The organism is Pseudomonas sp. NPDC090752 (genome assembly GCF_055584805.1).
This window is the reverse complement of sequence record NZ_JBVJLI010000002.1, coordinates 459,355-473,071: the sequence shown is the minus strand read 5'-3', so window position 1 is coordinate 473,071 and position 13,717 is coordinate 459,355. Positions and strand designations below refer to the sequence as shown.

The 13,717-nt window shown below is 60.6% G+C and carries 13 protein-coding genes and 1 pseudogene; 11 read left to right on the top strand and 3 right to left on the bottom strand.

Annotated elements, in window-relative coordinates; genetic code table 11:
- Nucleotides 1-319, top strand: a pseudogene (locus ACZ6YA_RS05215) (hypothetical protein); the annotation flags it as partial.
- 268 nt (nucleotides 320-587) lie between these two features.
- Here the strand turns inward: ACZ6YA_RS05215 and ACZ6YA_RS05210 are convergent.
- On the bottom strand, nucleotides 588-1,808 hold the full coding sequence (locus ACZ6YA_RS05210) for a CaiB/BaiF CoA transferase family protein (RefSeq protein WP_465895919.1): 1,221 nt from the start codon (nucleotides 1,806-1,808) through the stop codon (nucleotides 588-590).
- 15 nt (nucleotides 1,809-1,823) lie between these two features.
- Nucleotides 1,824-3,005, bottom strand: a complete 1,182-nt coding sequence (locus ACZ6YA_RS05205) for an acyl-CoA dehydrogenase (RefSeq protein ID WP_465895918.1) — start codon at nucleotides 3,003-3,005, stop codon at nucleotides 1,824-1,826.
- Nucleotides 3,006-3,166: 161 nt separating this feature from the next.
- Between ACZ6YA_RS05205 and ACZ6YA_RS05200 the strand changes: the two genes are divergently transcribed.
- From ACZ6YA_RS05200 to ACZ6YA_RS05155, 10 genes are all read left to right on the top strand, one after another.
- Nucleotides 3,167-4,081 (top strand): LysR family transcriptional regulator, encoded by a 915-nt coding sequence (locus ACZ6YA_RS05200; RefSeq protein WP_465895916.1) that lies wholly within the window; start codon nucleotides 3,167-3,169, stop codon nucleotides 4,079-4,081.
- A 418-nt stretch (nucleotides 4,082-4,499) separates the two neighbouring features.
- Nucleotides 4,500-5,621, top strand: coding sequence for a Re/Si-specific NAD(P)(+) transhydrogenase subunit alpha (locus ACZ6YA_RS05195; protein ID WP_465895915.1), 1,122 nt, complete (start codon nucleotides 4,500-4,502; stop codon nucleotides 5,619-5,621).
- Nucleotides 5,622-5,632: 11 nt separating this feature from the next.
- Nucleotides 5,633-5,947, top strand: coding sequence for an NAD(P) transhydrogenase subunit alpha part 2 (locus ACZ6YA_RS05190; protein ID WP_003256966.1), 315 nt, complete (start codon nucleotides 5,633-5,635; stop codon nucleotides 5,945-5,947).
- A 2-nt stretch (nucleotides 5,948-5,949) separates the two neighbouring features.
- Nucleotides 5,950-7,386: an NAD(P)(+) transhydrogenase (Re/Si-specific) subunit beta gene (locus ACZ6YA_RS05185; protein WP_465895914.1), complete on the top strand. Its 1,437-nt coding sequence runs from the start codon at nucleotides 5,950-5,952 to the stop codon at nucleotides 7,384-7,386.
- Nucleotides 7,387-7,575: 189 nt separating this feature from the next.
- Entirely contained in the window at nucleotides 7,576-9,069 is a 1,494-nt protein-coding gene (locus tag ACZ6YA_RS05180) for an acetyl-CoA hydrolase/transferase family protein (protein WP_465895913.1), read from the top strand.
- A 373-nt stretch (nucleotides 9,070-9,442) separates the two neighbouring features.
- Nucleotides 9,443-9,658 (top strand): DUF1127 domain-containing protein, encoded by a 216-nt coding sequence (locus tag ACZ6YA_RS05175; protein ID WP_023378057.1) that lies wholly within the window; start codon nucleotides 9,443-9,445, stop codon nucleotides 9,656-9,658.
- A gap of 307 nt (nucleotides 9,659-9,965) precedes the next feature.
- Nucleotides 9,966-10,283, top strand: a complete 318-nt coding sequence (locus tag ACZ6YA_RS05170; protein ID WP_403132475.1) for a DUF2388 domain-containing protein — start codon at nucleotides 9,966-9,968, stop codon at nucleotides 10,281-10,283.
- An 87-nt stretch (nucleotides 10,284-10,370) separates the two neighbouring features.
- A complete protein-coding gene (locus ACZ6YA_RS05165; protein WP_465895911.1) occupies nucleotides 10,371-10,664 on the top strand; it encodes a DUF2388 domain-containing protein in 294 nt (97 codons plus the stop codon).
- 36 nt (nucleotides 10,665-10,700) lie between these two features.
- Complete coding sequence (locus tag ACZ6YA_RS05160) at nucleotides 10,701-11,021, top strand: DUF2388 domain-containing protein (RefSeq protein WP_403132471.1); 321 nt, start codon at nucleotides 10,701-10,703, stop codon at nucleotides 11,019-11,021.
- A complete protein-coding gene (locus ACZ6YA_RS05155; protein ID WP_465895908.1) occupies nucleotides 11,018-12,976 on the top strand; it encodes a DUF7844 domain-containing protein in 1,959 nt (652 codons plus the stop codon). The genes ACZ6YA_RS05160 and ACZ6YA_RS05155 overlap by 4 nt, the downstream gene beginning before the upstream one ends.
- Before the next feature lie 112 nt (nucleotides 12,977-13,088).
- On the opposite strand, the gene ACZ6YA_RS05150 is transcribed toward ACZ6YA_RS05155, so the two are convergent.
- A complete protein-coding gene (locus tag ACZ6YA_RS05150; protein ID WP_465895905.1) occupies nucleotides 13,089-13,490 on the bottom strand; it encodes a GFA family protein in 402 nt (133 codons plus the stop codon).
- Between the last annotated feature and the right edge of the window lie 227 nt (nucleotides 13,491-13,717).

The window sequence follows — 13,717 nt, the reverse complement described above, 5'->3', positions numbered from 1 at the left end:
CATGATCAAACTCTTCAGTTCAATACTGCTTGGGTTTTTAAGAAACCCTAAACTTGGCTCAGCAATCTCAAATGACTATGTGATTTCTCGCATGGCCACTTGTGATGCTGATAATCTTTTTGACTATCAGTCCATACTCACAAGCACCCACACGAATTGCTTGATTCAATTTGTTAAAGAGCGTTTGGTTAAGAGCTTTTCGTCTCAACCGAGGCGCGCATTCTACGCTTTCCTCAGAGCCTGTCAAGCGTTTATTTTGAAGTTTTTTGCGAGAAACTCGTTTAGCTTCAAACACTTGGCTCGCTGCGATCTCTCGTAGCGGGAGGCGAATTCTACAGCGTTTAGAAGCGCTGTCAACCACCTTTTCAACCGCTATCGATCAGACGACCGAAGCACTTTCAGCACCACCAGAATTAAGTAACTCGTTGAATCTCAAGGAGTTTCTCGTTCCGTTGTCGCTGGAAGTGGGGCGCATTATAAGGGGATTCGAAAGTGCGTCAAGGCTTAATTTCAAGAAACCTTAATATCGCTGAAAAGCAAAGCAGGGAGGCCTGCGGCCTCCCTGCTTTCCCCACTTCTATATAGCTTCAAAGCACGCCGGCACTATGCAGCCGGCCCAGCGCATCAGCATCCAGCCCCAGCACATCGCCCAGTACCGCCGCCGTGTGCTCTCCCAGCAGTGGCGGCGCGCGCCGATACTCCACAGGCGTCTCCGACAGACGAATTGGGCTGGCCACTTGCGGTACGCTTCCAGCCAGAGGATGCGCAATGCTCACCGCCAGACCACGCGCAAGCACCTGCGGGTCCTGAAACATCTGCGCCAGGTCGTTGATTGGGCCACAGGGCACGCCGGCAGCTTCCAGCTGGCTCACCCACTCAGCCGTGGTCTTGAATACCGTGGCCTGGCGAATCAGCGGAATCAACTCGACCCTGTTGGCAACCCGTAGCTTGTTGGTGGCAAAACGCGGGTCATCTGCCCATTGCGGCTGCCCGGCCACTTCTGCGAACTTGCGGAACTGGCTATCGTTGCCCACGGTAAGAATGAAGTCGCCATCTGCCGTCGGGAAATCTTGGTAGGGCACGATATTAGGATGGGCATTTCCCAGCCGCCGTGGCGGGTTACCCGTAGTCAGGTAGTTCATCGCCTGGTTGGCCAGACAGGCCACCTGAACATCTAGCAATGCCATATCGATATGCTGACCAACGCCAGCCTGATCGCGGTGGGCGAGGGCGGCCAGGATCGCAACCGTCGAATACAGCCCGGTCAGAATGTCCGTCAGCGCAACGCCCACTTTCACCGGCCCGGCACCGTCCTCACCATCAGGGCGACCCGTCAGGCTCATCAGCCCGCCCAACCCCTGGATCATGAAGTCATAGCCAGCTCGCTTGGCATAGGGCCCGGTTTGCCCAAAGCCGGTAATCGAGCAATAAATCAGCTTGGGGTTGACTGCCTTCAGGCTCGCATAATCCAGACCATAGGCCGCCAGCCCGCCAACCTTGAAATTTTCGATGACGATATCCGACTTGGCCGCCAGCTCGCGCACCAGGCGCTGACCCTCCGGCTGCGTGAAGTCGATGGTCACCGAACGCTTGTTGCGGTTGGCCGACAAATAGTAAGCCGCCTCGCTGGTGTTCTCGCCCCGTGCATCCTTGAGGAAGGGCGGCCCCCAAGCGCGCGTATCGTCGCCGCTCCCCGGACGCTCGACCTTGATCACATCAGCACCCAGGTCTGCCAGGATCTGGCCAGACCATGGCCCCGCCAGCACACGGGACAAATCGAGCACCCGCAGATGAGATAGCGCACCCATGAGCCGGCTCCTTTATTAATAGAAAGCCTGGATGCCAGTTTGCGCACGCCCCAGGATCAGCGCGTGTACGTCGTGGGTACCTTCATAGGTATTGACCACTTCGAGGTTCACCAGGTGGCGCGCCACACCGAACTCGTCGGAAATCCCGTTGCCGCCCAGCATGTCGCGAGCCATACGGGCGATGTCCAGGGCCTTGCCGCAGGAGTTGCGCTTCATGATCGAGGTAATTTCCACCGCAGCGGTACCTTCGTCCTTCATGCGACCCAAACGCAGGCAACCTTGCAGAGCCAGGGTGATTTCCGTCTGCATGTCGGCCAGCTTCTTCTGGATCAGCTGATTGGCAGCCAGTGGGCGGCCGAACTGTTGGCGGTCCAGGGTGTACTGGCGAGCAGTATGCCAGCAGGCTTCCGCTGCACCCAGCGCGCCCCAGGAGATGCCATAGCGGGCCGAGTTGAGGCAGGTGAACGGGCCCTTGAGGCCACGTACGTCCGGGAAGATGTTTTCTTCCGGCACGAACACATTGTCCATGACGATTTCGCCAGTGATGGAGGCGCGCAGGCCGACCTTGCCATGAATGGCCGGGGCGCTCAGGCCCTGCCAGCCTTTTTCCAGAACAAAGCCGCGGATATCACCGGCGTCATCCTTGGCCCAGACCACGAACACATCGGCGATCGGGCTGTTGGTGATCCACATCTTGCTGCCGCTCAGGCGATAGCCACCCTCGACCTTACGGGCGCGAGTGATCATCGAGCCTGGGTCGGAACCATGGTTAGGTTCGGTCAGGCCGAAGCAGCCGATCCACTCGCCGCTGGCAAGCTTGGGCAGATACTTTTGTTTCTGCGCTTCGGTACCGAACTCGTTGATCGGCACCATCACCAGCGAAGATTGCACACTCATCATCGAACGGTAGCCGGAATCGATACGTTCCACTTCCCGGGCAATCAGGCCGTAGCACACATAGTTCAGTCCGCTGCCGCCGTACGCCTCGGGAATGGTGGCGCCCAACAGGCCGACCTCGCCCATTTCACGGAAAATCGCCGGGTCGGTCTGCTCGTGACGGAAGGCTTCCAGCACACGCGGCGCGAGCTTGTCCTGGGCGAACTGATAAGCGCTGTCACGCACCATGCGCTCCTCTTCAGTGAGCTGCTGATCCAACAGCAGTGGGTCGATCCAGTTGAAGCTTGCTTTACCGGCCATGAGCGAAATCCTCGAAAGAGTGAGCAGGTTCCTGTGCCATTGATCCTAGGCCTGATCTGCAGCGAGGACAAACGAGGATTGCGCACGCATTAGTGCTAATTTATCACTCCGTAACTCAGCAAAACCCCCTATTGCGAGCACTATGAGTGAGGTTAACGTACATGCGCCGCAAGATACCTAGCACCACCGCTCTGGTCTGCTTCGAAGCGGCGGCGCGCCACGAGAGCTTTACCAAAGCCGCCCAGGAACTTGCCCTGACCCAAGGTGCCGTCTGTCGCCAGATCGCTGGACTGGAAGCGTTCCTCAATGTCGAATTGTTCAGGCGCTCACGCCGCGGCGTGAAACTGACCGAAGCCGGGCTTTCCTATAGCCGCCAGGTCGCCGCACAACTGGATGCGGTAGAGCGGGACACCTTGTCGGTGATGCGTCAGCAGGGCGCCAATGTAATCGAGCTGGCCGTAGTACCAACCTTCGGCACGCAGTGGCTATTGCCACGTCTCAAGGACTTCCAGCAGCGTCACCCCGAAGTCACCGTCAACCTGACCAACCGCACCCGTCCGTTCCTGTTTGCCGACACCCCATTCGACGCCGCCATCTATTTCGGCGATGCCGACTGGTCTGGCACGCAATCCCATCGCCTGATGGGAGAAAACCCAGTCCCCGTCTGCAGCCCGGCATTGCTGGCCGGGCAGGGCCTGCTCGACGCACAGCGCATCGCCAGCTTGCCTTTACTGCAGCAAACCACCCGCCCCTATGCATGGCGCCAGTGGTTCAACGGCCTAGGCATGAATGTCGCCAGCGACATGACGGGCCCACGCTACGAACTATTCTCCATGCTTGCCCAGGCCGCCATGCATGAGATGGGTGTCGCGCTGATTCCGCCGTTCTTGATCCAGCGGGAGCTGGAGGAGGGCAGGCTGGTAGTCGCAAACAGATACGCGCTGTCCAGCGACAAGGCCTACTATCTGATGATCCCGGAGCGCAAGATCGAATCTGCGTCTCTCAGGGCCTTCCGCGACTGGCTAACGGAGGAGGCGCGCCGGTATCTCGAAGCACATCAAAACGACCTGTCCTGACCCTGTAGTCAATTATTTTAAACACCTACAGATATATTTATTTGTCGCTTATGCGAAAACTGTAAGGGTTGCCCCAAAAACCCGCTCAAATCCATCAACCACGCGGATTTCAGGGACATTTACGACCTTCACCAGCCAATCTGCGAAAACGTCGCAAAAAATTTCAAAATTTTCCCTAATCTGCCAATAGCCTATGTTTGACGGGCTGCAGCCAAGCACTTGCGACATACGGTCACAGGGTGACTTGTAGTTTTGACTTTGTTTCGCTCCATAACCGGTTGAAGGCCCCTGGGTTCGTCTGCAAAATGCTTCGCCCGCCCAGGATATGGCGGGCTTGGCGCTTAACAGCCAACCCTGCGCACCAACGAAGTGCGCTGGCTTCTATAAAGACAAAAAGGTCACCGCAGGAGAAATAGTCGTGCACATTGGTGTTCCTCTCGAGACGCAGACCGGTGAGACAAGGGTCGCTGCGACCCCCGAAACCATCAAGAAACTGATTGGCCAGGGCCATCAGGTCACCGTCCAACGGGGGGCAGGGCTCAATGCCAGCATTCCGGACAGTGCCTATGAGGCCGTGGGTGCTTCCCTGGGGAGTGCAGCCGATGCCTACGGCGCGCAATTGGTTCTCAAGGTGGTCGGCCCCAACGACCAGGAGCTTGCCCTGTTCAATAGCGGCAGCCTGCTGGTCGGTATGCTCAACCCCTTCAACAGTGAACTGATCGGCAAGATGGCCGAGCACGGCATTACCGCCTTCGCCCTGGAAGCCGCCCCGCGTACCTCGCGGGCCCAGAGCCTCGACGTGCTGTCTTCCCAGGCCAACATCGCCGGCTACAAGGCAGTGTTGCTGGCCGCTCACCACTACCCCCGCTTCATGCCCATGCTGATGACCGCTGCCGGCACCGTCAAAGCCGCGCGCGTGCTGATACTGGGTGCAGGTGTTGCCGGTCTGCAGGCCATCGCCACGGCCAAGCGCCTGGGTGCGGTGATCGAGGCGTCGGACGTACGCCCGGCGGTGAAGGAGCAGATCGAATCGCTCGGCGCCAAGTTCCTTGATGTGCCCTACGAGACCGACGAGGAGCGCGAGTGTGCAGAAGGCGTTGGCGGCTACGCGCGGCCGATGCCGGCCAGCTGGATGCAACGCCAGGCCCAGGCCGTGCACGAACGCGCCAAGCAGGCGGACATCGTCATCACCACCGCCCTGATCCCCGGCCGCAAGGCGCCAACCTTGCTCAGTGCCGAAACCGTGGCGCAGATGAAGCCAGGCTCGGTGGTCATCGACCTGGCGGCAGCCCAAGGCGGCAACTGCCCGCTGACCGTCGCCGACCAGGTGGTGATGGAAAACGGCGTGACCATCGTCGGCCCGACCAACCTGCCCGCGCAGGTGGGTGCCGATGCCTCGGCGCTGTATGCCCGCAACCTGCTGGACTTCATGAAGCTGCTGTTCGACAAGGACGGCGCACTGGTCATCAACCTCGAAGACGACATCGTCGCCGCGTGCCTGATGTGCCGCGACGGCCAGGTCGTGCGCAAGAACGGCTAAGGAGCACGACAATGGAAGACATGCTGATTTCCCATGGCATCTACAACCTGATCATCTTCGTGCTGGCCATCTATGTGGGCTACCACGTGGTGTGGAACGTCACCCCAGCACTGCACACGCCGCTGATGGCAGTCACCAATGCCATCTCGGCGATCGTCATCGTCGGCGCCATGCTGGCTGCCGCCCTGACCGTGACTCCGGCCGGCAAGCTGATGGGCACCTTGGCGGTGGCCCTGGCTGCGGTCAACGTGTTCGGTGGCTTCCTGGTCACCCGTCGCATGCTTGAGATGTTCAAGAAGAAAACCAAGAACGAGGCGCAGAAGTAAGCATGAGCATGAATCTGGTAACGCTCCTCTACCTCGTCGCCTCGATTTGCTTTATCCAGGCGCTCAAGGGCCTGTCGCACCCGACCACCTCGCGGCGCGGCAACCTGTACGGCATGATCGGCATGGGGATCGCGATCCTCACCACGGTTGGCCTCATTTATAAGCTCGGCGCCGAGATCGCGACTGCCGGTATCGGCTACGTCGTTGTCGGCCTGCTGGTCGGCGGTACCGCTGGCTCGATCATGGCCAAGCGCGTCGAGATGACCAAGATGCCAGAGCTGGTTGCCTTCATGCACAGCATGATCGGCCTGGCTGCGGTATTCATCGCCATCGCCGCGGTGCTTGAACCGCAATCGATGGGCATCGTCGCCAGCATCAGCGACCCGATCCCCACCGGTAACCGTCTGGAACTGTTCCTGGGCGCGGCCATCGGTGCGATCACCTTCTCCGGTTCTGTGATCGCGTTTGGCAAGCTTTCGGGCAAGTACAAGTTCCGCCTGTTCCAAGGCGCACCGGTACAGTTCGCCGGCCAACACAAGCTGAACCTGATCCTGGGCTTGACCACCATCGCCCTGGGCCTGCTGTTCACCTTCACTGGCCATTACAGCGCCTTCACCCTGATGCTGGTCCTGGCCTTCATCATGGGCGTGCTGATCATCATCCCGATCGGTGGCGCCGACATGCCGGTGGTGGTGTCGATGCTCAACAGCTACTCGGGCTGGGCAGCGGCGGGTATCGGCTTCTCGCTGAACAACTCGATGCTGATCATCGCCGGCTCCCTCGTGGGCTCCAGCGGTGCAATCCTCTCGTACATCATGTGCAAGGCGATGAACCGCTCGTTCTTCAACGTCATCCTCGGCGGCTTCGGCGGCGATGTCGATGTCGGCGCAGCGCAAGGTTCGAAAGAGCAGCGCCCGGTGAAGTCCGGTTCCGCCGACGACGCGACCTTCCTGCTGAGCAACGCCGACAGCGTGATCATCGTCCCGGGTTACGGCCTGGCGGTGGCACGCGCCCAGCACGCGCTCAAGGAACTGACCGAAAAGCTGACCCACAACGGCGTGACCGTGAAGTACGCGATCCATCCGGTGGCAGGGCGTATGCCCGGGCACATGAACGTACTGCTGGCCGAGGCCGAAGTGCCGTACGATCAGGTGTTCGAGATGGAAGACATCAACGCCGAGTTCGGCCAGGCCGACGTGGTACTGGTGCTGGGCGCCAACGACGTGGTCAACCCGGCGGCGAAAAACGATCCAAAGTCGCCAATCGCCGGCATGCCTATTCTCGAAGCCTTCAAGGCCAAGACCATCATCGTCAACAAGCGCTCCATGGCCAGCGGCTATGCCGGTCTGGACAACGAACTGTTCTACCTGGACAAGACCATGATGGTGTTCGGTGACGCGAAGAAGGTCATCGAGGATATGGTCAAAGCTGTCGAGTAAGCCATTTCGCATAAACCCGTGCGATATAAAGAGAGCCCCGGCGAGATTTCTCCAGGGGCTTTCTTGTTTTACTGATCCAGATCAACGGCTCTATTTCCGCGCTTCTCATACGACCATGGTCGCGGGACGGCGCCGGGGTAAATCTCTAGACTGCGCTGCAGTAGCTTCAGTAGCCTGAGATAACAATCCATGTACCGTGATCGTATCCGCTTGTCCTCCCTGCACAGCAAGGTAATGAGTGCGGCTGATGCCGCTGGCCTGATCGAGGACGGCATGACCGTCGGCATGAGCGGCTTCACCCGCGCCGGCGAAGCCAAGGCTGTGCCGCATGCCCTGGCCGAACGCGCCAAGCAGTCGCCACTGAAAATCAGCCTGATGACGGGCGCCAGCCTGGGCAACGACCTCGACAAGCAGCTGACCGAGGCTGGCGTGCTGGCCCGCCGCATGCCGTTCCAGGTCGACAGCACCCTGCGCAAGGCCATCAACGACGGCCAGGTGATGTTCATCGACCAGCACCTGTCGGAAACCGTCGAGCAACTGCGCAACCAGCAGCTGAAACTGCCGGACATCGCCGTGATCGAGGCCGTGGCCATTACCGAAGAAGGCCACATCGTGCCGACCACGTCGGTGGGCAACTCGGCCAGCTTCGCCATCTTTGCCAAACACGTGATCGTCGAGATCAACCTGTCGCACAATGCCAACCTCGAAGGCTTGCACGACATCTATATCCCGACCTACCGTCCGACCCGCACGCCGATCCCGCTGGTAAAAGTCGATGATCGCATCGGCAGCAGCGCAATCGCGATCGACCCGGCCAAGATCGTCGGTATCGTCATCAGCGACCAGCCAGACTCGCCATCCACCGTGCTGCCGCCGGATGACGAAACCCAGGGCATCGCCGACCACCTGATCAACTTCCTCAAGAACGAAGTGGCCGCCGGGCGCATGACCAACAAGCTCGGCCCGCTGCAGGCTGGCATCGGCAGCATCGCCAACGCGGTGATGTGCGGCCTGATCGAGTCGCCGTTCGAAGACCTGACCATGTACTCCGAAGTGCTGCAGGACTCGACCTTCGACCTGATCGACGCCGGCAAGCTGAGTTTTGCCTCCGGCAGCTCGATCACCCTGTCGAGCCGCCGCAACGCCGACGTGTTCGGCAACCTGGAGCGCTACAAGGACAAGCTGGTACTGCGCCCGCAGGAGATCTCCAACCACCCTGAAGTCGTGCGCCGCCTGGGCATCATCGGCATCAACACAGCGCTGGAGTTCGACATCTATGGCAACGTCAACTCCACCCACGTCTGCGGCACGCGGATGATGAACGGCATCGGTGGCTCCGGCGACTTCGCCCGCAACGCTCACCTGGCGGTGTTCGTGACCAAGTCGATCGCCAAGGGCGGTGCGATTTCCAGCGTCGTGCCGATGGTCAGCCATGTTGACCACACCGAGCATGACGTGGACATCCTGGTGACCGAGCAAGGTCTGGCAGACCTGCGTGGCCTGGCGCCGCGCGAGCGCGCCCGGGCGATCATCGACAACTGCGTTCACCCGGATTACCGCGCAGCGCTGAACGACTATTTCGATCGCGCTTGCCAACGTGGTGGCCATACTCCGCATATCTTGCGTGAGGCATTGAGCTGGCACGAGAACCTGGAAGAAAGCGGGCGCATGCTCGCCAGCTGATGCGATATCGGCCTGAGCAGCCTGCTTATACAAGCTGCTCAGGCCTACTCAAACACCTTCCTGCGCACAGTGCATAACAGTTACTCCCCTCTCGCCTATACACTCCTCCGCCTGAGCAAGAATAAACTGTACTACTGTACTTGTTATTTCACCCGCCTCAGCACTTACAAAACCAAATATCAGCGTAAAACGCACCACATTAGTGCGGACCAGTACAGTTGTGGCAGTTTTAGGTGCAACAGTCGGGTTTAACAGTTAACTGGGTCATCTCATTGCTACTGAACTGTATCTACTGTTCTGGACAACAGAGGAGGATCATTGGCATCAGTTAAACCACTACCTAATCCCGCCATAAGCGGAAGGATGAAACATCATGGAACGTACCCTCAGTTCCGGTCTCGTATTCGAAAACAACGCCCAGCAGTCCAACGCTTCGCTGCCACTGCGCGCCCTCTCTACCCTGCTGCTGTGGCAGCGTCGCATGGCCAGCCGCCGTCAATTGGCTCGCCTGGATGCCCGCCTGCTGGCTGACGCCGGTATCAGCGAATCGCAGCGTTACGAAGAGCTGAGCAAGCCGTTCTGGCGCTAAGCACCGGTTCGCCGGCTTCGGCCGGCACCGCGAATTCCCCAAACCCGCTGCAGGTGACTGCAGCGGGTTTTTTATTGGCGAAGCCCTAGGGCCAGAGCCCTTGCAGCAGCAAGGCATACAGTTTCACTTAAGTCAGGAATGACCATAACAGTTTGCTTGCGCACTGTTCATTAACATCCGGAAATACCGCCGCGTGATACGCTTGACTAAACAGTCTGGTAGAAACCAGTTGTTCAAAGGTACCGTGACGAACCCCGTGAGCGTCCGATAAGCAGATCCATAGATCCCTCCCCAGGAGTCCACGACCATGTCCCGTAAACACCTGATTGGCGCAGCCCTGCTGCTCGGCCTGACCGGCGCCGCCAACGCCAGCAGTTTCGTCGTCACGACCGATGCCGTAGTACGTGCCGTTGCCGCCACCACTGATGCCACCTCCGACCTGTCTTCGTCGTTCCGTGACGACAAGATCGTACAGGCCGCCCGCGACGACGCCGCCACCTACGTGGGTAGCCAAGGCGCCATCCACGGCGCCAAGCTCGAAAGCGCCTTCCTGCACATCCGCTCGAGCATGCCGGCCCTGCAAGCCAGCGATGCTCAACTGGCCCAGGCTATCCTGGCGCTCTGATTCACAAGCTGTAATACGCAAGCGCTGGCTCTGGCCGGCACTTGCGGGCTAGCCTTGACCGTTCCTGTTCCTGTCTTAAGAAGGCCCATGCGTTATCTGTTGCCCTTGTTGTTCTGTGTAGCCGTCATGGGCAGTGCCCATGCCATGGACACCACCACGCAAAGCCTGGTCATCACCGGCTACGTCACCAGCCAGGTCACGACCGCACCCTTCGACCGCAAGCTGGTCAGGCAGGCCCGCGACGATGCCGCGGTCTTTGTCGCCAGTGACGGCGTGATCCGGGGAGCACGCCTGGAGGCGGCGCTCGATGCGTTGCGCCACAACTGTGCTCATCACCCTGTCGGCGACCTTGAACTGGCAGAAGCAATTCTCGTCCAATGATTACTTTTGACTCCCTGTATGTTCCGGAGAAGCTCCATGCGTAAACCGCTGATCGCCGCTACCCTCGGCATGTTGCTGCTGGCCGATTTGGCCCAGGCACAGACTCTGGTGGCCACCAGCAACATCATCGTGCGCGCCTTCGGCCGCTCGATCGACTTCACCTCTGACACCACCACCTCGATCCGCGACTCCAAAGTCGTGCGTGAAGCGCATGACGATGCCGCCAGTTTCGTCGCCAGCAACGGGGATATCCGTGGCGCCCAGCTCGAAGCTGCTTTCGACACCTTGCGCGAGCGCGTGCCTGAAGCGCGCGGCGCCAGCGACCAGGTGCTGGCCGAAGCCATCCTGGCGCTGTGAAGCGCGTGCGTGCCTGGCTGCTCGGCTGCGCCCTGGCGCTGCTCGGCACGCCCGCCCTTGCCAACCTGCAGCTCGACCTGCGGGGATCCAGCCTCACCCCGCAACAAGCGCAAGCTTCGCAGGCCTTGCTGGATGAGGCTCTGGGCAAGCTTCCATCGCGCTTCAAGCAACAGCTGGACCGACGGGTGCTGGTCAGCTGGAGCGACAACATGCCCGCCGATGCCTATGGCCAGGCATCCTTGGTCTCGACCCTGGAGCTCAACCGCCGCCTGCTGCCTAGCCTGGCCGATGGTAGCGCCGCTCAGCAAAAGACCGACCGGCCGCATGGCACCGTGCGCGAAGAGCTGCTTGCTACCGTCCTTCACGAACTCACCCACATTTACGACCGCGCCCGGCTGTGGCCCAGCTCGGAGCGCTCGCTGATCGCCCGCTGCAAGCGCCACCAAGGCACGCTCGGCAAGGTGGGCCAGCCCGAAGAATGCCGCGGCCAGGCAGAACGCCGCTTCACCTTGAGCGACGACCCGCGTTTTCTTGACCTGGCGGGTTGGCCGCAATACGTCGGCCGTCGCGGCGAGCGCGAACAGCACAACGGCCAGTTCGTCCGCAGCCCCGACAGCTACGAGCTGAGCAGCCCCAAGGAATACCTTGCGGTCAACATGGAGTACTTCCTCCTCGACCCGAGCTACGGCTGCCGCCGGCCAGCGCTGAACCAGTATTTGCGTGAGCACTTCGGCTGGGCGCCAACGCAGCAAACCTGCGCCAAGGGCCTGCCATTCCTCAATGCCGGCAGCGACTTCGCCCGCCAGCCCTTGGGCGATATCGACCCGGAGCGGGTCTATGAGGTGGACTTCCTGCTGGCCGAGGCCAACCAGAACCTGGTCAGCCGCTGGGGCCACAGCATGCTACGCCTGGTGATCTGCAAGCCCGGCCGCCCACGCGGACCGGACTGCCGCCTGGACCTCGACCAGCATTTGGTGCTGTCGTACCGCGCCTTCGTCAACGATGTGCAACTTTCGAGCTGGGACGGCCTGGTTGGCGCCTACCCGTCCCGGCTGTTCGTGCTGCCGCTGGCCCAGGTGATCGATGAGTACACCAAGACGGAGTTACGCAGCCTGGCATCGGTGCCGCTGAAGCTCAACCGTGACGAAATCGAAAACCTGGTACGCCAGGCTGCCGAGATGCACTGGACGTATGACGGCAACTACTGGTTCCTGTCCAACAACTGTGCCGTCGAGTCGTTGAAACTGCTGCGCAGCGGCACCGCCAACCCACACCTGAACGACCTCGACAGCATCATGCCCAACGGCTTGCTCGCCGTGCTGGCGGGCAGGGGGCTGGCGGATACCAGCGTGCTCGATGACCCACGCGAAGCCTTGCGCCTGGGTTATCGTTTCGACTCCTATCGTGAGCGCTATCAAGCGATGTTCGATGTGCTCAGGAAGCAGCTGCCGGTCAAGCAGGAGAAGGTCGAGGACTGGCTGGCAGAGGATGCCGAGCAGCGCCGCAGCTGGTTCGCCCAGGCCGACCTGCGCACCAGCGCCGCCTTGCTGCTGCTTGAACAAGCCAGCCTGCGCCGCCAGTTATTGCTGGCCCAAGACGAAGTGAAGCAGCGCTACCTGAATGCGGCCGCGCTGAAGGATGGCAGTGTCAGCAAGGCCGACCAGACGCTGAAGCAGATGCTCGCCAACAGTGGCTTCCTCAGCCGCCCGGCGGAGTTGTTGGACGCCAAGGGCTATGGCTTGCCGCAGCCGGAGGAGCGTGAGCACCTGGAGAAAGTCAGCAGTGAGCGGCAGGCTCAGTTGCTGCGCTTGAGCACAGACCTGGATAAAGAGGTGAGGGCGCTGCTGGAACCTTCACGGGCCAAGGAAATTGCTGCGGTCGAGGCGAATGTGAAGCAGATCGGCGAGCATCTGCGGGCGCTGCACAAGGCGGCGGGGGGCCTGCAGCTACCCTAGTGTCTGCACTGGCCCTTTCGCGGGGCAAGCCCGCTCCCACAGAGCTTTGGTGCACCCATTCTTGTGGGAGCGGGCTTGCCCCGCGAAGAGGCCAGTATTGACGACACGGGCACTACAGTTTCTCCTCAGACTCCCCAGGCAAACCCTCATCCAGATGCAGCCAAGGCAACCGGCTGCTGGTCCAGATATGCCGCTGCGCCGCCACCCGCTCCGGATGATCCAGCGTCGCCACCGTCACATCGATGCTGTCCGGGCTGTGCTCGGTCACCAACGCCACATGGGCGCCACACTCCCCGCAGAAGTAACGCTTGCAGCTAGCCGGTGCCACATAGCACTGCGGCCTGCCCGCCAGCCACTTGAAACCAAGGCGGTGAAGGGTGAGCCAGGTCACCACCAGCCCGCCGCTGACCCGCCGACAAATCGAGCAATGACAATGGGCGACATCCGTCAATTCGCCCTTCAAGCGGTAGCGCAAGTTGCCGCAATGGCAACCTCCCTCGGTTACATCCTGCATCACCTACCTCCCGTCGCCCTTTCCTCGGCGAAAGCTGGCTGAAAGCTTACCCCCCTAGGATAGCCGCCACTACCGGCACAAGACCGGTCAGCCAGGGCACCCGGAATTTCCGCGCCCGGCCCAATCAACAACAACAATGGTGATTCTGATGTATTCCTGTGCCCGCCTCTTTGCAGTCCCCCTCCGCTTGCTCCCTGCGCAGCGCCCGACGCGCTGATCCGCCCGAA

Excerpts from the sequence above, each read along its gene's own strand:
- ACZ6YA_RS05210 (WP_465895919.1), bottom strand. The coding sequence starts at position 1,808 with ATGGGTGCGCTATCTCATCTGCGGGTGCTCGATTTGTCCCGTGTGCTG.
- ACZ6YA_RS05205 (WP_465895918.1), bottom strand. The coding sequence starts at position 3,005 with ATGGCCGGTAAAGCAAGCTTCAACTGGATCGACCCACTGCTGTTGGAT.
- ACZ6YA_RS05200 (WP_465895916.1), top strand. The coding sequence starts at position 3,167 with ATGCGCCGCAAGATACCTAGCACCACCGCTCTGGTCTGCTTCGAAGCG.
- ACZ6YA_RS05190 (WP_003256966.1), top strand. The coding sequence starts at position 5,633 with ATGGAAGACATGCTGATTTCCCATGGCATCTACAACCTGATCATCTTC.
- ACZ6YA_RS05185 (WP_465895914.1), top strand. The coding sequence starts at position 5,950 with ATGAGCATGAATCTGGTAACGCTCCTCTACCTCGTCGCCTCGATTTGC.
- ACZ6YA_RS05180 (WP_465895913.1), top strand. The coding sequence starts at position 7,576 with ATGTACCGTGATCGTATCCGCTTGTCCTCCCTGCACAGCAAGGTAATG.
- ACZ6YA_RS05175 (WP_023378057.1), top strand. The coding sequence starts at position 9,443 with ATGGAACGTACCCTCAGTTCCGGTCTCGTATTCGAAAACAACGCCCAG.
- ACZ6YA_RS05170 (WP_403132475.1), top strand. The coding sequence starts at position 9,966 with ATGTCCCGTAAACACCTGATTGGCGCAGCCCTGCTGCTCGGCCTGACC.
- ACZ6YA_RS05165 (WP_465895911.1), top strand. The coding sequence starts at position 10,371 with ATGCGTTATCTGTTGCCCTTGTTGTTCTGTGTAGCCGTCATGGGCAGT.
- ACZ6YA_RS05160 (WP_403132471.1), top strand. The coding sequence starts at position 10,701 with ATGCGTAAACCGCTGATCGCCGCTACCCTCGGCATGTTGCTGCTGGCC.
- ACZ6YA_RS05150 (WP_465895905.1), bottom strand. The coding sequence starts at position 13,490 with ATGCAGGATGTAACCGAGGGAGGTTGCCATTGCGGCAACTTGCGCTAC.